This is a genomic window from Porticoccus hydrocarbonoclasticus MCTG13d, from assembly GCF_000744735.1.
Taxonomy (GTDB): Bacteria; Pseudomonadota; Gammaproteobacteria; order Pseudomonadales; family Porticoccaceae; genus Porticoccus; species Porticoccus hydrocarbonoclasticus.
Genome location: NZ_JQMM01000001.1, coordinates 448461 through 464283, shown reverse-complemented (window position 1 = coordinate 464283; position 15823 = coordinate 448461). Strand labels below are relative to the sequence as shown.

Here is a 15823-nt window from a genome sequence, read left to right as displayed (position 1 = left end):
CCACTGTAATATATTACAGTGGCCGCCTTTTAATAATTATTATTATGAGGCCGAAGGCCTCATTAACAGAATGTTAGGGGCATTAGTGTAATCGGACCATATGGATATATTGTTTCAGTTTATATATGAATTGCCCAAAGAAGAACTATATGCATTTGCAAATTCACAGTTCTTCTCATCTATTGTAGGGGCTTTAGCTGGAGCTTTTGCTGGCGCAATTGCTGCGCATAGGATCGGGTCAAATGCTAGGAAGAGAGAAGATATTGAATTAGAGCTTAGATCTGTGAATCTCGCTATAAGCGCTGCTTTCCTTACGTGCAACTCAATGCTAGGAATGAAGAACCAGCATATTCGTGAAATGTATGAAAATTTTGCATCTGAGAAAGAGCGTTACGTACAAACCATGCAAAACCCACCGCAGGGCGGCCAGCCTATTCAATTCGATACTGACTTGAAAACTCTTCACATGCCATTTGTTCCATTTGATGATGCAATACAAAATATACAAGATAGGATATCAATTAATGGCAGGCCATTGGCATTACTTTCGGCAATTGCAAACTCATTAAATACATTACGAAGCAGTCTTGAGTATAGGAATAAATTAATTGAGGAGTTCAAAACTCTATTTCCAAATATACGTGGACAAGAAACCTTAAATTATTATTTTGGTATGCCTTTGGCTAATGGAAGTGTGAATCATGAATATTCAGATACTCTTGTAGGAATTTATCAATATACAGACGATGTAATATATTTTAGCTCGCTGCTTTGTTCAGATTTAAATAAATATGGCGAAGAGTTGAGAAACTTTTACGTTAAAAAGTACAGAAGAAAAATCAGGAAAATTACAAGACCAGATTTCAATACGGAGAAAGCTCAAGGGTTAATGCCAAGTCATGATAACTACAGTGACTGGTTGACTATGTTTCAGCCACATGATGAAGAGAGAAGTTGGTTCCAAAGAATATTTTCACCTAACAAGGCAAGCAAGAAGGACGCGCATGAGCGCGCCTCTTCTTAGGGGCGTTATGTGCATTTCACCTCTAGGCCACGGAAGAGGTTCTGATGACTGATCATTTCGGTTCTTGTCTGTGCGGCACGGTGAGCTTTCAGGTCAAAGGTGAATTCGATAGCTTCTACCTGTGCCATTGTCGGCATTGCCAAAAAGATACGGGTTCGGCCCATGCGGCAAATTTATTCTCGCATTCTGCTAAATTGGTCTGGCAATCGGGTGCAGATGCCGTGGCTTCCTTCACGCTTCCAGGTACTCGTCATAGCCGGAGCTTTTGTAAGTTGTGTGGTTCAGCATTGCCGAATTCGCCAGTCGCGGGTTTAGTCGTTGTTCCCGCAGGATGTTTGGATTCTCAATTAACGATGTTGCCAACGGCGCATATATTCTCATCCAGCAAAGCCGTTTGGGATGAGCGGTTGGCGGAGGTACCGAAGTTCGAGGGTCTGCCAACGTGAAAATATTTGAAATAAGAATAAGTGGGGTCAGATAAGACTTTTAAACAAAGGTAAATAAAGGTGTCGTAACGAATATTTTTTAACCACTTCCGCCACTAGGTCGATCAAAATTTATTCACCCCGACCCCTTTGGTCATCATCCAGATTGGCTCCGCCACCCTAGTTAAGGGTAGGCCACTGCTTTCCCGAAGGGTGTTAAGTCCAGGTCTTTACCTGATATCTGTTCGTCAGATGGGCGCTGGTATGGCGGAGTTGCGCTATCAAGTACACAAAGGCAACGCGGCTTAATGTAGGTACAGAAAGAACAGCTATGAAAGCACTACTCACCGCATTACTTACACTTTTTTCCCTGCAAGGATGCTCATCAGAGTGGAAGGAGATTCCGGAAGTTGGGGCGCTATTCAAGCGTGCAGGCGTGACGGGAACCTTCGTACTCTATGATGTCGATGCGGGGCGATTTGTAGGGCACAACCAAGCTCGCTCCAAGGTGCGTTTCATTCCCGCTTCCACCTTCAAAATTCCTAACAGTTTGATTGGTCTTGCCGTCGAAGCGGTAGAGGGTGTTGATGAGATCCTGCCTTACGGTGGTAAGCCTCAGTCATTTGCCGTCTGGGAAAAAGACATGGGGCTACGTGAGGCTATCACGCTCTCCAATGTTCCGATCTATCAGGAGCTTGCCCGTCGCATTGGCTTGGAGCGAATGCGCGAGAACGTCTTAAAGCTTGGCTATGGAAATGGACGTATAGGCGCAACCGTCGATACGTTCTGGCTTGAAGGACCGCTCAAGATTAGTGCAATCGAGCAGGCCCGATTTCTGGCAAGGCTGGCTCAGGGACAGCTACCACTACCCCGAGATGTTCAGACGAGTGTTCGAGAGATCGTCCTTCTGGAGCAAGGAGACAATTGGCGATTGTATGGGAAAACAGGTTGGGAGAATGCGCCGGATTCAGGCATCGGCTGGTGGGTCGGCTGGGTTAAAAAGGATGATCATGTGTATGCCTTCGCTTTGAATATCGATATTCAGAAGGCAACTGACGCGGGCAAACGCATTGAGATCGGCAAGGCGAGCCTTGCAGCGTTGGGGGTACTGTGAGAGATCATGGGCTAACAAGGCCGTCAATCCGGCCTGTTTGGACCTCTTTAGACCTTTACGGTTTTCGTCGAATGCTCGGCATTCAGGCAGACGGTGATTGCTCTGCGTCTTTATTGCCGCTCATGCCCGTGGCCGGCAGCAGGTCTTCGAGAAAGAATGCCGCCAGTTCCGAGCGACCCGACAGACCGGCTTTGGCGTAAATCGACATGGACTGTACCCGCGCGGTCTTTTCCGCGGTATCCCGTATTTCTGCGATTTCCTTGAGGCTCATGCCCTTGAGCAGCAGAAATGCCACCTCCCTTTCCGCCGGTGTGAGGTGCCAGGCGGTCAGTTGCTGGTCGATGGCCTCCGAGAGTCCGTCCAGATAGGTTTTCGAGCGATTGCGCCATTCTTCCGATTCCTGTTTCAGGCCGGCGGAAATTTCTCGCTCGTGGTGAAGGTGCTTTTTCAGCCGGAACATATCCTGCAGCACGTAAAAGACACCGCCCAGGCCCAGCAGTCCTGCCGCGCCCTCCGCGAGGAGGTGCCAGAGCGCGACCCCCTCGCCGGAGTCTGTGACCAGATCAAAGGCGATGATGGCCGTGATCAGCAGCAGGGTGATAAGCAGTATGGCGCGGTCCCGGGAGGTCATGATGCTTTTCTAGTCGTCGTCATGGTCATGATCATCGTCGGATTCATGCTCGTCTTCATCTTCCGCCTCCCCCAAGTGCAGTGACGAACCGAGCAGGTTCAGCTCCCGGGTATCACTGTTGAAATTCTGTAGCAGGTAACTGGCAAATGCGATGGTCAGGACCAGAAAAAATACCCCACTGATGCGGCGGGCCTGAACCGGCACGCTGTCGTCTGGCACATGCTGTTTTTCGCCGTTCACCATGCTTTTCCAGATGGGGTCACGGTGTTTTGAAGTATGGAGGACTATTCCGGCCAGGTGAAGCAGAACAATCACGAGAAAGCCGTTGGCGAGCAGTTCGTGAACTTCTTCCAGGTCTTCTCCCGCCAGCCCGGACGCCATCAGGTAGCCGGTGATGCCGAGACCTACGGTGCAGGCCATCATGGCGACGGCGGCCCAGCTGGAGGCGGGGTTGTGGCCACTCCAGAGCTTGTGATCTCTGGATAGCAGGCCTTTGAAGTAACCGGCGAGTTTCCGGGGGTGCAGGGGAAAGTCCGAGAAGCGGGCGTGGGTGGTGCCGATGATGCCCCACACCAGTCGCCAGGCAACCAGGAAGCACAGGGTCAGCCCCGCGATCATGTGGTAGGAAAACACGAGGGACTCGTCGTCGACGGTATTACTAATGGTAAAGGCCACCACAAAGAGCGTGGCAAAAAGCCAGTGAAACACCCGGGTGGGCAGATCATAAACACGTTTAGCTTTCATAGTTGGCTCCTATCATAAAGGTACCGGTCAACAGTGCCGGATTGATCGAAAGTGATGCCTGGAGAATAGGCGGATGGCCATCGGGGAGCCATTGTGCAAATGACCTAGAGAGGCAGAAAGGGCGACAACTGGGGGTATTGGACATAGGTACTATGACCTAGGAGCCTGGTATCCTTTTGATATCAAGGGGTATTTGAGTCGGGCACGCGCAGGATGACGGCATCGAATGGTTCTGGACGCTTTAGAATACCTTCGAGAAAGAGATCCAACGCTTGCGTATTGACGCTCATGCCGAGAGGGTGTTTGCGGCTCAGATGGCATAAATATTAATGGCAAGAACTGACTGGCATGTATAAAACCTGTTGAGGAAGCAGTTGGCAGAATTCGGCGTGAATTGATGAGCGAGTCAAACTGATAGAATAAAAAATGGCAGACGAATCTATTTTACCATCCAATAAGCACCATATAGGCAGTGCAAGAGACCAAGTCGCTACCCAAACGGAAGAATAATGAGATCTTATCAAGAAAGTAATAGAGGAAGAGTTGCCCTTATTACAGGCTCGACATCAGGTATTGGTAAAGCTATCGCAACAGCTAGCTGATGACGGATTTACTGTTGTGTTTCATTCAAGGTCTTCTGTTACAAAAGGCGAAAAGTTGGCGGGAAGTTTTCCAGGGGGAGGATATATCCAGGCCGATCTATCTGATCAAGCTCAGGCAAAACACTTGATAGCAGAAGTTTTGTCTCGGTATGGTCGGCTAGATGTGCTTGTTAATAATGCAGGGATCAATGCCATGATACCCCATGGCTCACTAAAAGATGCATCCCCGGAAATTTGGCGAAACCTCTACGAAGTAAATGTTATTGCCCCCTGGACTTTAATTTCTGAGGCAGAGCAATCACTCCGGCAGTCATCAACTCCAGAATGCCCAAGTAGCATTGTTAATATCAGCTCACACGCAGGTGTTCGCCCAAAGGGGGCTTCAATTCCTTATGCAGCGAGCAAATCCGCACTAAATCATATGACTCAGCTTTTAGCGCTAACTCTATCTCCTGAGATACGAGTTAATGCAATAGCTCCCGGCCTTGTAGATACACCCATGACTGAAAGCTGGACTGAGGCACACAAACTATGGAGAGAAAAGTCACCAATGAAGCGCGGTGCCAAACCAAGCGAGATCGCACATACGGCTTCAATGGTCGTTGCAAGAAGTTATTTGACGGGTGAAATAATACTTTCGGATGGTGGTCTCAATCTCACATGACCTGTGGAAAGCTTAATAAAGCCAAGCGTAACCGCCCATGCAAATTCAAATTAAAGAATTAAAGGGGGCCGATTATTTTTTAACCGTTTTCAGCGCCGTGAGAAGGAAAAATAAAAAATGAATAATTTACTTATAATTTTACGTATATATTTAATATTTGTAGCAGCATCCGGATTTATTTTTGGCCAGATTTTTTTTAATAATTTTGCATGGGGTGCAACCCTTGCGGGAGTGTTTGGCATGGTTGGCGGATTTTTGGGCGGCAAGTTTGCACGCAAAACATTGCTACGATCAAAAATAATTATTGCTTGTTGTATCCTGAGCTTGGGCGGTGTGTCATTGGACGCATATAACTACTATGCAAACTTAAATAGTCCCGGTAATTATTATGCATGGTTTATGATAGCTCCCTTCTGTTTAATATTGCTGCTGATGATATGGGATATTTCCAATCACATGCTTTCTGACAATAGGCTTAAGCAGGACGTGGAAAATACATCGCGCCCTTAACCTGGACGTTATATGTAATAGGAGAATATTGTTGTGATAACGAACATACTTAAATTGTTTTTAGCAACAACAAGCATCGGCATGTTTTTTTATAGTGGCTCGGTTTTTGGATTTTCTGTCGGGCATCTATTTCTTCTGGTGTTAGCCATGCTGATAGTGCTCTCAATTTTCTATATACCACTCACAATTTTAGTTACAAATTTATGTAAGGTAGTAGGCGTTCTTTCAGTGCTCGCGTTTGTGCTGTTAATGCTTGCGGGAACAATTGGTGGGTCTTTCAATCTGTCCTCGTCAAATCAGGTTATTGCTGCTTTGTTGGGAGGTATGTCACTGTTCGGTTTGACAGCATTTTTTTGGTTAGATAAACCTAATGTCAGTAAATGAATAAGCGGAAGAAGTATAAAAATCTCTCAGTGGTTTGATCGTCAGAACCTATTCTTTTCATAAGTCAGTCCAATTTTCTACTCAGGCGTTAGTGTCAAATGCCATTTTCCCTGTCCGGGCAAAAACGGGCTGGCATTACCTTCTACCCAATCCCGGTGGCCCAGTGTGTAATAGCTGGATAACGGGTGGCCGCTCTGGCCGACGGCCATATGGAAAACCCCTTTCTCCTCGTGGCCCGGTGCCACAACCATGCGTTGCGATGCTCCCATGTTGGGTTTTTGCACCCGTGGCATATAGGTGTCGCCAGCCATGCTTTCACTGGGCGTGTTGAGCAGGCCACCCAGCAGGGGAATAGAGCCGCTCAATGGGTGGCGGATGTCGAGGGTGTTGGTCTCACCCCAGGTCTGTTCGCGCAAGGGTTGACCGTTTTTGGTGAGGTCGCGAATGGTTTGGTTGGCCTGTGCCACCAGAAATTCCTGCCAGTTGCGGTAGCCTGCGGGGGTGTGTTCGGCAGGCTGTTTGTTAATCAGCATCCAGGTGGGGTATTCGAGGTAGATACTGACACGCACGGGATCAAAGAAGTCGATCTCTTTATCCAGTTTCTGTATTACGCGTCCGGTACTGGCACCGATGACGTTTTCCCGGAAGCGTTTGACGATCAGGTAGCCGGTGGAGCTTTTCGAGGCCCGGCCCTGCCAGTTTTCCAGCAGGTCAATCAGGGTGTCGGCGTTGTTGATGGTTGCGTCGCTGTCGCTGTGTTCCCGGGCGAGATTCAACAGCAATTGCTGCCAGCGGCTGAGGAACAGGGCGCGATCATCCAGGGCGATGGCCAACATATCCTGTTCGCTGAAGTGGTCGCTGTCGTGCAGATTTTTGGCAATCTGTTGCTGGCGGGCCCCCAGGGCATAACTGCCGTGGCCGATCTTGTCGAGCATGGCGCCGGAGACCACCCGGGCGTTGGCAGTCCAGATACGGCTGTCCGCCGGGTTGATTACCCGAGGGTAGTCGGCAGCACTTAGGTAGCCATCCCAGCGGTACTCTCCGGTGGACCAGTCCTGGGGGTATTTCGATGACTGCCCTTCACCGCTGAATCCCACCCGCTTGGGCAGTCGCCCGGCAATGCTCCAGCCCTGATTGCCGGCGCTGTCCACTATATTGATGTTTTGTCCCGGAATGCCCGCGCTGGCGGCAATGGTCAGGGCCTCACTGACGGTGTCGGCGATTTCAAGGCGATGCAGATTGAGGTTGGCGCCCTCCGGGTCGTGGGCGACCCAGCGCAGGGCCAACAGGCGGTGTTTGTGATCATCGCCGATCACCGGACCCCAGATGGTGTGTCTGATTTTCAGGGTCTGGTCGGGTTCGCCTTTTACCTTGAGGTTTTCGGTTTCGGTGGTGAAGGGCCGCCAGCCGTCGGGTGTCAGATAGGCGTCCCCGGCGTCATTCACCTTCAGCACGATGCTGTCCTGGTAGTCGCCGTAGGAGTTGGTAAATCCCCAGGCGATATGCTGGTTGGAGCCCACCACCATCACCGGGACGCCGGGCAGGGTGACGCCGGTGACGCGACGATTGTCTTTGGGCAGATACCAGGAAGCGCGATACCAGATGTTAGGCACATTCAACCCCAGGTGCATGTCATTGGCCAGCATACCGGAGGAATAGTCGGTGAGCGCGCCACCCACGGACCAGTTGTTGGAACCCACTGCGACGAAATCATGATAAGTGTCGGGATAGACGGCGGCGGTGGCGCTGATATCGTTCGGTAATTGCAACTGCGCCAGTGGCTGTTTGGGCAGCCAGTCGTTGAAGGCATAGGCTTCGCCCTGTATGGGCGAGTCCCATTCGCCGCCCTCGGGAACCAGGAAGGCGAACCAGTCGGCGGGCAGAGTATCCCGCAGTACCGCCAGAGAGCGCTCGTACTCGTCCTGTTCCGGTTGCAGGTCGATGTACATGCTGAACAGGGCCAGAAAGGTGTCTTCCTCCTGCCAGGGTTTCGGGGTCACACGCAGCAGGGCGTATTCAAAGGGTGCCTTGCCCAGTTCGCTCAGTCCCTTGTTGACCCCCTCGGTGTAGGTCTGCAACAGCGCCCGGTCTTCCGGACCCAGTGCCCTGAATGCTCGCAACGCGCGTTTGCGGAACTGGTGAACGCGCACGGCTTTGTCGTGATTGAGCGCGAGAATGCCGAACAGGTCGGAGAGTTCGCCGGCAGCGTTGCGGCGAAGCAGATCCATCTGGAAGAGACGCTCCTGGGCGTGGAGAAAGCCCAGGGCAAAGGCTGTGTCGTTGCGGTTTTCCCCGGTAATGGTGGGGATACCCTGAGCGTCCCGCTCCACCGTGACGGAGCGCTGCAAGTGTTCGCTGGTGACTGTGCCCTCGAGCAGCGGCAGGCTTTCGCTCAGGAACCAGTAGCCATAGCTCACAGCGATAAACGTGAAGAGCGTGAGCAGCAGTAGGGCATGGATAAACCAGCGGGGAAGAAAACGGTGTGCCATGAAGCCTGCCAGGTATTTGTTGGTTGTGGTCACATGATAATGAAATCAGGCGGTATTATAGAGTCTTATGCCCGGCCAAAACTGCCAGGGTACAAGTTAGACCGTGGCGTGCGCAGATGATTCTCCAGGAACGGGATGTTCACCGCTGTTCTGTCCGGGGTGTCACGGGCTTTTAACGACGGGCTTTGTGTTCACGGGTGATGCTCAAATGGGCTTTACTGCTTTTATGGAGAGCATCTTATATTAGGAGGTCGTCTCAGGAGCCGCGGTTTGCGACATGCTTCTTCTCCTCGATGATCCACAACTGGCTATACCAGTAATAGGCGCCCGGTTCGTTGCCAACCGGCGCCGTGCAGTTCACTTTTTGACGACCCGGTGTCCAGTGCGGCAGGGTGATCTCAATCTGATTTTTCCCCAATATGTTCACCGCCAGTTTGGTGCCACTGGCGGTGTAGCAGCCAATACTAGCCAGATTAAAGTCGGGTGCTATAGTCAGGGTCAGTACGGAAGCTGCTTGCTCCGGTGTTGCGATCATGGCGCCGGCATCGACGCGGATAACGGGTAGCGGCCGACTTTGCAGTGCGGTGTTGAGCCGTTCCCGCTTGGCCCAGTTGCCCGCCAGTGGAAAGCGGGGAATGGCATCCTGGGTTGGGCTCGCGACCGCACCAGATTGCTGGACGATGGAGTAATAGCCTTTTTGCTTGAGTAGGCTCAGTAGTTCAGGGTTGTATTCGCCGAAGGGGTAAGCGAAGAGACGCTTTTCGCCCTTACTGCGCTGGGGTATCTCACGGTTCAGGCGCCGCTCATTTTCGATGACTTCATGGTCCATGCGCGCCAGCCATTCACTATGGGTTTCATTCTGGAGATAGCGCACCAGATGGGCGTGGGTCAGGCTGTGGTTGCCGATTTCGGCACCATAGTCAGCGAGTTCCCGAAGCTGATCCCAGCTCATTTGCAGGGTTTGCTGTTCGTCTACGGACTGGGCATTTACAAAAACTGTAAAGGGCCAGCCGCGTTTTTTTAGCAAGGGGAAGGCCGTTTGATAGACCGAGATATAGGCATCATCAAAAGTGATGGCAACTGCCTTATCTGCCGTGCCACCACTATCGAGTTCTGTCAGGAGTTGGCTGAGGGGTTTGACCCGATAGCCACGCTCGTCGATCAATTGCAGGTGGGCGTTGAAGTCGGCTGGACTAATGCTGGTGCTTGTTGGGGTGTCGGTGTCGACATGGTGATACAGCAAAATCACGCCATGGTCTGCGGCCAGAGCCAGTTTGCTAAAGACGAGCAGGCAGAGTACTACCGGCCAATTTTTGAGAGTCATTATTTGTCCATCAGCTGGTTGTATTGGCGGAGCATGGTTTTTATTTCGTTGACATAGGCCTGACGCCGTTCCGAGTAAAAAATCAGTGTGCCTGCCAGAGCAAAACCGGTCACTGCCCGATCGGCGTTGCGCAAAGCCTGACGTTTATGTCTCAGTCTTTTGTAGGCTGGGTGGGTGTTCAGGGTATGGAGGTAACTGGTCACCGAGTCGTAAGGGCGATTAAATGCCTTAACTTCATGTGTGGCACCCTCTGGCCGGTTTTTGGGGACAAGGCCACAACCCTTTGTATAGCACCACTCTCCGAAAAGATTATTGCCCTGCCGGGCGAAACGGGATCGACCCCAGCCGGATTCGGCGGCGGCCTGAACCAGAATCAGGGAAATGGGGATGGTATCGGCGCGCAGCAGTAACTGTTCGACGAGTTCACTGGGTGCTGACGCTTTGTCATCGAGACCGTATCGATCCGCAATATAGTTTAGCGACCGCTGTTTGATCCAGCCGGGTTGTTTGTCCTTATCCAGCTCAGCTTTTAGTTCAAGCAGCCAGTCGCGATCATCGAGAACAGCCTGGTTAGCAGTTTTGGCCAGGGGCTCCAGAAACCCAAAAAAACGGGTTTTCAGCTCGGGAATATCGTTAATGATGCTGAAATTGGGAAGTTTTGCCGACTCTACCCGGCTGGCGTTTAGCCACCACATCAGGGCGAGAAGCAGCACCAAGCCCAGAGCCAGTATGTATCTTTGTTTATGTGTTTGTACAAGTGAGAGTGGTTTCATGGCGACTTTAATTCAAAACTCCAGGTGGCTTGAGACTCTCCTTGTTACGCGGTTGTTCGCGCCAGTTTGGTGTTTGTCTGGTAATCATGCAAGGCCAATACCCTCGGATTCTCTGCGGCACAAAGCCGCCGGAGATGAATTTCAGACGCAAGTCTCACGTATACTTACGTCATGAGAATGCTTATCTCTCTTCTGTCGGTTTTTCTGTTTATGCCTCTGGTCGCAAAGGCAGATCATGAGTGTGTGGTGTTGCTGCATGGTCTGGCGCGGACAGCCAACTCAATGGATGAGCTGGAGGAAGGGCTGTCCACCAGCGGTTATCGGGTGGTGAATATCGGCTATCCATCCCGGCAGGAAACCATTGATCGTCTGGCGGCGATGGCCGTGGAGGATGGCATCAAGGGTTGTGACCGGCAGCCGGTGGAGACAATACATTTTGTCACCCACTCGCTGGGGGGCATTCTGGTCCGCTACTATCTGGCCGATAACAGCATTGCCAGGCTGGGGCGTGTGGTGATGTTGGCACCTCCGAACCAGGGAAGCGAGGTCGTGGATGAGTGGCATGACGTGCCGGGTTACGAGTGGCTGAATGGCCCCGCGGGGCAACAGCTGGGGACCGGCGAGGATAGTGTGCCGCGAGCACTGGGGCCGGTGGATTTTCCCCTCGGGATTATTGCCGGAACCCGCTCGATTAATCCCATTTTGTCGCAGAGTCTGCCCAATCCCGATGATGGCAAGGTGAGTGTTGAAAACACCCGGGTCGAGGGGATGACAGATTTTATTGAAATGCCCTACACGCACACATTTATGATGGGTGCGGAGCCGGTGATAAGGCAGGTGCAACACTTTCTGCGGAGCGGCAGGTTCTCCCACAACTCCGATTTGCCCTAGAGACGCTTGCCAAGAGTTACCATCTCACAGTGTTTTAAAAACACTCTCCGCCGCATCAAGGGTGAATTCCAGATCCTCATCACTGTGGGCGGAGGACATGAATCCCGCTTCATAGGCTGCCGGAGCCAGATAAATACCGGCATCCAGCATGCCGTGGAAGAATTTGCCAAAGCGCACGGTGTCGCAGGCCATGACCTGCTGATAGTTGGTGACGGCTTTTTCTTCGGTGAAGAATACCCCGAACATGCTGCCCACATGGTTGGTGGTCATGGCAATGCCGGCTGCATCGGCGCGGGTTTGCAGGCCTTCCACCAACAGTGTGGTTTTGGCAAAGAGTTCATCGTGAAAGCCGGGTCGCGTCATCAAGGCCAGTGTCGCCAGCCCGGCGGCCATGGCCACCGGATTGCCGGACAGGGTGCCGGCCTGATAGACCGGTCCCAGCGGGGCGATCTGCTCCATGACTTTGCGCTTGCCGCCAAAGGCACCCACTGGCATGCCACCGCCGATGACTTTACCCAGGGTGATCAGGTCGGCATCTATATTGTAGCGGCCCACCGCACAACGGGGATCCACCCGGAAACCGGTCATCACTTCATCAATGATCAGCAGTGCACCGTGCTCGGTGCACTGACTGCGCAGGCTTTCGAGAAAGCCGGGTGCGGGGGGGATGCAGCTCATGTTGCCGGTGACGGGCTCCAGAATGACACAGGCCACCTGGTCGCCAATTTCAGCAAACGCCTGTTCCACCCCGGCAATGTCGTTGTAGGTCAGTGTGACGGTGTGATCCGCCAATGCCGCGGGTACCCCCGGTGAGCTGGGTACCCCGAGGGTTAATGCCCCGGAACCGGCTTTCACCAGCAGTGAGTCCGAATGGCCGTGGTAACAACCCTCGAACTTGATGATTTTGTCGCGACCGGTAAAGCCCCGCGCCAGACGAATCGCACTCATGGTGGCTTCAGTGCCGGAATTAACCATGCGCACCATGTCCAGCCCCGGCACCCGTTCACAGAGTTCATCTGCCAGTTCAACTTCCAGTGCAGTGGGTGCACCAAAGGTCATGCCTTTCTTCAGTTGTTCACTGACGGCGGCGATGACATCCGGGTGATTGTGCCCGGCGATCATCGGTCCCCAGGAAAGTACATAGTCGATATAGCGTTTGCCATCCACATCGAAAATGTGTGAGCCCGCGGCGTGATCAAAAAACACCGGGGTGCCGCCAACGGCTTTGAATGCGCGAACGGGTGAATTGACGCCGCCGGGGATGTGGCGCTGGGCTGCTGTAAAGAGTTGCTCTGATCGTTGCATGGTTTTAAGCTATTTTCGTTGATAAATGAAAGAAAGTTATTATCCTTGATTGGGCATGAAGACGCTATGCCACGACGGAGGTGCGATGAACAGGGCGGAGCCAGCTTGGCAACTGATCCTTGACTATTGGTTTGGTACAGAGCCTGACGATGCAATTTGTGCCCGTCAACAGTCGCCAATCTGGTGGAGTAAAAGCCTAGAGGTGGACGCTGATATTCGCGACCGCTTTGAACCTTTCCTGCAGGTGCTCATTAACGGAGGTAACCGCTACTGGTTGCAATTCGCCGAGAGTCGTCTGTCTGCGATCATCGTTCTCGACCAATTCTCCCGGAATATCTATCGGGACTCGTCAATTGCTTTCAATGCCGACAGGCTGGCGCTGAACTGGAGTCTATCCGGTATTGAAGCCGGTATGGATAAACAGTTGCGGCCGATTGAGCGGGTTTTCTTTTATCTGCCTCTGCAACATGCGGAAAGCCGGGATATGCAGCGCCGCAGTGTGGTGTTGTATAGACACTTGCTGGCCCAGGTGCCCGCGGCACACAGGGAAACTTTTGCCGGGTTTCTGGATTATGCCGAGCGGCATGCGACCGTTATTGAACAATTCGGGCGTTTTCCCCATCGCAATGAGGTGCTCGGCAGAGTGTCTACCGCTGAGGAACTGGAATATCTCTCGCAGCCTGATAGTGGCTTTTAGCCGGGTGGATTAAAACGGCCTGACTATAACCATCACTACGATACCAATCAGCATTAATACGGGAATTTCATTAAACCACCGGTAGAACACATGACTGCGGGTGTTTCTGTCATCCCTGAACTGCTTCAGCAGATACAGGCAACTGTAATGGTAGACGATGAGGAGTAGTACCAGTGCCAGCTTTACCTGAAACCAGCCACTGTTCAGAAAGTAGTTTGGGTAAATGGAAAACAGTGCAATGCCCAGCGCAACGGCGACTATCATCGATGGATTTGCGATACCCCGGTAAAGTTTGCGCTCCATGATTTTGAAGCGTTCGATACTGATCCGATCCTCGGCCATGGCGTGGTAGACAAATAGTCTTGGCAGGTAGAACAGCGCGGCAAACCAGCTGACTACAGCGATAATGTGGAAGGCTGTAATCCAGCTTTGGCCACCCAGCAGAAATTCTTTTATCAATGCCATTCACTGATCCTTATTGGTAATAGTTGTCGATATCCTGGCGGGTGATGATACCAGCAACCTCGCTCATTAACGGCGCTGCGGTTTGGCTGACATAAACGGCCTGATCATCGTTCTGTTGCATGACCAGCAGGGCTTCTTGCAAGGTGGCGCGGGGGTGTATCGGCACGATAGACCAGCGTTCTGCAGGAATCTCCTGTAGATCGATAGTGGTATCCGGTTCCAGGGCCAGTTGTTCCTCCATATAACGGGCGAGATCTGCAGGTCTCATGATGAGTTTCGGTTCGCCGACATCTTCAATCACAATCCATTGGGGTTTGCTTTTCAGGAGGTCATCAATGCGCTCCAATGGCAGATGGCGGGAGTGTGAGATAAAGTCCCGCTTCATCAGACTGGTGACACCAGCCCGGCTCAGACTCTGGAACCGTGGGGAGCTATAGCCATCGCGACCAATGGAAAAAAGACCGGGCATGTGTGTCAGCATCCGACAGGTAATCGTCGCGATAACAGTGACCAACATGCTGGGTAAGAGAATATTGGGGTTGTAGGTCAATTCCAGTACAGCGATAAGCGCAGCAAGGGGTGCGTTTAGTACGGCGCCCACCATTGCACCCATACCGATGATGGCATAAAAGCCGGTGGACGATGCCTGGTCCGGGTGAAAAAGACTGCCCGCGATGCCCAATGCCCCCCCGAGGCAGGCGCCGATAACAAAATTGGGCCCGATGATACCTCCGGGTAAACCCAGTCCGACCGAGACACTGGACACCAGTATTTTTGCCGCGACAATTCCGATCAGCAGGCCCACTCCCAATTCACCCAGCAAAGCTTGCTCGACAGTGTCATAGCCGACCCCCTGAATCTGAGGTACCACCGTCGCGACGGCGCCACACAAGATCCCCACACAGAGCATTCTCAGTAGCACCGGACGCTCCCGGAATCTTGTGGAGAGAGAGTAGAGCATGAGCATGGCTGCCGCTGCCAGACCGATGATCAGGCCGCATGCCAGCAGGAAAGGGATTTCCCACAGGCTGCCCATTTCGATAAGGGGGATGGCGAAGGCGGGTTGTGAGCCAAATACGATTCGCGAGACCACGCCGCCACTGACGGCTGCCAGAATGACCGGGATAAACCCGGCAATGGTGTATTCCATTAACACCACTTCCATGGCAAAAATAACTCCCGCCAGCGGTGTATTAAATGACGCAGCGATGGCTGCTGCTACGCCGCAGGCGGCCAGTATGCGCAGACTGTTGTTCGGCAATTGCAGCCTCTGACCCAGCAGGCTGGAGCAGACAGCGCCCAAGTGGGCGGCAGGCCCCTCCCTGCCCACGGAATGGCCGCTCAGTAAAGCAATGGTTGCGCCGCCAAACTGCAGTAGTCCGTTGGCCGCCGGCAATTGCGCCTGATGGTATTGCATCCGGTCGAGAATGTGGCCGACGCCGACGGTATGGTATTCCGTCTTGCAACTGTGCATGATCAGTCCGATCACCAGTGCCCCGATTACGGGCAGGATAAAACTGGCGGTGCGGCTGAGTATTTCAAAAGATTCGCTGCCCTGCGGTAGCAATAAGGCAAGGGGCCATTCAAAAGAGAGCCGGAAAGCGATGGCGATGAGCGCCGTCAGTAGTCCGCTAATGCAGCCCAGAACAGCTAGCTGGGGCAGGGCATCGGTGTGAGCAAGGCGCGCACGGAAGGCATCCAGTCGCCGTGAAGGCCAGCGTTTCCCGAGACGGCTTTTCTGCTCCTCTATGGAGGTCATCTGCTGTGCTCCGATTGTTGCG

General features: G+C 52.5%; 16 protein-coding genes and 1 pseudogene. 9 read left to right on the top strand and 8 right to left on the bottom strand.

Annotated features, from left to right (window positions below):
* The first annotated feature begins 100 nt into the window (after window positions 1-100).
* From U740_RS02260 to blaOXA, 3 genes are all read left to right on the top strand, one after another.
* Complete coding sequence (locus tag U740_RS02260) at window positions 101-1024, top strand: hypothetical protein (RefSeq protein WP_036858708.1); 924 nt, start codon at window positions 101-103, stop codon at window positions 1022-1024.
* A 44-nt stretch (window positions 1025-1068) separates the two neighbouring features.
* Window positions 1069-1470, top strand: a complete 402-nt coding sequence (locus tag U740_RS11970) for a GFA family protein (RefSeq protein ID WP_081890807.1) — start codon at window positions 1069-1071, stop codon at window positions 1468-1470.
* A gap of 310 nt (window positions 1471-1780) precedes the next feature.
* Window positions 1781-2563, top strand: coding sequence for a class D beta-lactamase (gene blaOXA, locus U740_RS02255; protein WP_036858707.1), 783 nt, complete (start codon window positions 1781-1783; stop codon window positions 2561-2563).
* An 82-nt stretch (window positions 2564-2645) separates the two neighbouring features.
* On the opposite strand, the gene U740_RS02250 is transcribed toward blaOXA, so the two are convergent.
* Window positions 2646-3194, bottom strand: coding sequence for a helix-turn-helix transcriptional regulator (locus U740_RS02250; protein WP_051921134.1), 549 nt, complete (start codon window positions 3192-3194; stop codon window positions 2646-2648).
* A 9-nt stretch (window positions 3195-3203) separates the two neighbouring features.
* On the bottom strand, window positions 3204-3938 hold the full coding sequence (locus U740_RS02245) for a cytochrome b/b6 domain-containing protein (RefSeq protein WP_036858706.1): 735 nt from the start codon (window positions 3936-3938) through the stop codon (window positions 3204-3206).
* A 226-nt stretch (window positions 3939-4164) separates the two neighbouring features.
* Here U740_RS02245 and U740_RS12220 point away from each other — a divergent pair.
* The 4 genes and pseudogenes from U740_RS12220 to U740_RS02235 form a co-directional block, all read left to right on the top strand.
* Window positions 4165-4278 (top strand): annotated as a pseudogene (locus U740_RS12220) (2Fe-2S iron-sulfur cluster-binding protein); the annotation flags it as partial.
* Window positions 4279-4481: 203 nt separating this feature from the next.
* Window positions 4482-5204 carry an SDR family NAD(P)-dependent oxidoreductase gene (locus U740_RS11960; RefSeq protein WP_152556772.1) on the top strand — a complete coding sequence of 241 codons (723 nt, stop codon included), beginning with the start codon at window positions 4482-4484 and terminating at the stop codon, window positions 5202-5204.
* A 117-nt stretch (window positions 5205-5321) separates the two neighbouring features.
* Entirely contained in the window at window positions 5322-5714 is a 393-nt protein-coding gene (locus U740_RS02240) for a hypothetical protein (protein ID WP_036858705.1), read from the top strand.
* A gap of 33 nt (window positions 5715-5747) precedes the next feature.
* Window positions 5748-6098 carry a hypothetical protein gene (locus U740_RS02235; RefSeq protein WP_036858704.1) on the top strand — a complete coding sequence of 117 codons (351 nt, stop codon included), beginning with the start codon at window positions 5748-5750 and terminating at the stop codon, window positions 6096-6098.
* A gap of 77 nt (window positions 6099-6175) precedes the next feature.
* Here the strand turns inward: U740_RS02235 and U740_RS02230 are convergent, their stop codons facing one another.
* The 3 genes from U740_RS02230 to U740_RS02220 form a co-directional block, all read right to left on the bottom strand.
* A complete protein-coding gene (locus U740_RS02230) occupies window positions 6176-8587 on the bottom strand; it encodes a penicillin acylase family protein (protein WP_036858703.1) in 2412 nt (803 codons plus the stop codon).
* 256 nt (window positions 8588-8843) lie between these two features.
* Window positions 8844-9911 (bottom strand): polysaccharide deacetylase family protein, encoded by a 1068-nt coding sequence (locus U740_RS02225; RefSeq protein WP_036858702.1) that lies wholly within the window; start codon window positions 9909-9911, stop codon window positions 8844-8846.
* Window positions 9911-10624 carry a glucosaminidase domain-containing protein gene (locus tag U740_RS02220; RefSeq protein ID WP_235189893.1) on the bottom strand — a complete coding sequence of 238 codons (714 nt, stop codon included), beginning with the start codon at window positions 10622-10624 and terminating at the stop codon, window positions 9911-9913. Before U740_RS02220 ends, U740_RS02225 begins: the two co-directional genes overlap by 1 nt.
* A 231-nt stretch (window positions 10625-10855) precedes the next feature.
* Between U740_RS02220 and U740_RS02215 the strand changes: the two genes are divergently transcribed.
* Complete coding sequence (locus U740_RS02215) at window positions 10856-11575, top strand: esterase/lipase family protein (protein ID WP_081890806.1); 720 nt, start codon at window positions 10856-10858, stop codon at window positions 11573-11575.
* A 24-nt stretch (window positions 11576-11599) separates the two neighbouring features.
* Here the strand turns inward: U740_RS02215 and hemL are convergent, their stop codons facing one another.
* Window positions 11600-12880, bottom strand: coding sequence for a glutamate-1-semialdehyde 2,1-aminomutase (gene hemL, locus U740_RS02210; RefSeq protein WP_036858701.1), 1281 nt, complete (start codon window positions 12878-12880; stop codon window positions 11600-11602).
* Window positions 12881-12965: 85 nt separating this feature from the next.
* Between hemL and U740_RS02205 the strand changes: the two genes are divergently transcribed.
* A complete protein-coding gene (locus U740_RS02205) occupies window positions 12966-13577 on the top strand; it encodes a DUF924 family protein (RefSeq protein ID WP_036858700.1) in 612 nt (203 codons plus the stop codon).
* A 9-nt stretch (window positions 13578-13586) separates the two neighbouring features.
* On the opposite strand, the gene hemJ is transcribed toward U740_RS02205, so the two are convergent.
* Window positions 13587-14042 (bottom strand): protoporphyrinogen oxidase HemJ, encoded by a 456-nt coding sequence (gene hemJ / locus U740_RS02200; RefSeq protein WP_051921131.1) that lies wholly within the window; start codon window positions 14040-14042, stop codon window positions 13587-13589.
* 10 nt (window positions 14043-14052) lie between these two features.
* Window positions 14053-15801 carry a chloride channel protein gene (locus U740_RS02195; RefSeq protein ID WP_051921130.1) on the bottom strand — a complete coding sequence of 583 codons (1749 nt, stop codon included), beginning with the start codon at window positions 15799-15801 and terminating at the stop codon, window positions 14053-14055.
* Window positions 15802-15823 lie beyond the last annotated feature (22 nt).